1 protein-coding gene is annotated in these 1274 nt (G+C 42.4%); it reads left to right on the top strand.

What is annotated here, in order from left to right:
• The first annotated feature begins 93 nt into the window (after positions 1-93).
• Entirely contained in the window at positions 94-1164 is a 1071-nt protein-coding gene (locus P5683_RS24910) for an RNA-guided endonuclease TnpB family protein (protein WP_315641211.1), read from the top strand.
• Positions 1165-1274 lie beyond the last annotated feature (110 nt).

Here is a 1274-nt window from a genome sequence, read left to right as displayed (position 1 = left end):
GAGTGGAGTTGGGGAAGGTGACTTCCCTTTCGACCATAACCAATCAAAGCTTTCCGAACCAAACTAAAACTCAATGACCGTCAAGCCACCTTGATGGCCAAACACGCGGGTTATGCTCGGTTCGTGTTTAATTGGGGATTACACTTATGGAGGTCAGCTTATGAAGAGGGACTCAAGCCTAATATCAACTCCATTAAAAAGGTTTTTACTAATTATGTGAAACCTCAATATCCTTGGATGTCCGAATTGTCTTCTAAAGTTGATCAATATGCCTTCATTAATCTAGGGGATGCCTTTAAGCGCTTCTTCAAGGGAATAAGCAGTTATCCTAAATTTAAGAAGAAAGGCCACCATGATAGCTTTACGCTTGACAATTCCGGAAAGCCATTCAAGTTGTCAGGAACTCGCCATAAGCTGCCTTTTGTGGGCTGGGTTTCTACATTTGAGGCTCTACCCGAAAGTTGGGTTAAGAAAGTCACTATAACGCGCCAAGCAGGTGACTGGTATATGAGCTTTTTCGTAGAAATCACACCAGAAATCACACCGAAATATCGAGAGAGAATCGGGGTAGACCTAGGAATTAACAATTGGGCGACTTGCTCCGATGGGACCCAATTCTCTAATCCCAAGGCTTATAAAGCAACGACCAAAAAACTAGCTCGATTACAACGTCATTTAAGTCGCAAAGTCAAAGGCTCGAAAAATTGGGCCAAATGTCTCTTAAAAGTTCAAAAGCTACATCAAAGAGTAGCAAACATTCGGCGGGACACCATTCATAAAATAACTACTTTCTTGGCTAAGAACCACAGCCAAGTCGTCATTGAAGATTTGAATGTGTCAGGTATGCTGAAAAATCATGGTTTGGCTGGTTCTATCGCTGATGCTTCATTTTATGAGTTCCGTCGGCAACTAGGTTACAAGGCAGAACGTTATGGTTCAAAGTTGATTATTGCCGATAGATTTTATCCATCCAGTCAACTTTGTTCTAATTGCGGTTATCGTCAAAAAATGCCCCTAGTCCGTCGGACTTTTGAATGTCCGAACTGTGGCCTGAAGATTGATAGAGATTTGAACGCCAGTATAAATTTAGAAAAATCGCCTGGTTCAGACGATTACACTTGTGGACGGGGTGCTGCCGACAGTCCCGGACGAAGCCAGAAATAAACATCAATATCCGGCTATGTCCGGTTTTGTTTAAGTTTTATAGAGCAGGTTCACTATACTATAGCATTAGTCAAGGTGGTTAGGACGCAGCTTTGAGAACGGAATCCATG

Origin of the sequence: Limnospira sp. PMC 1279.21 (genome assembly GCF_032349615.1) — a bacterium.
Taxonomy (GTDB): domain Bacteria; phylum Cyanobacteriota; class Cyanobacteriia; order Cyanobacteriales; family Microcoleaceae; genus Limnospira; species Limnospira fusiformis.
This window is presented reverse-complemented; position numbering and strand designations above follow the sequence as displayed.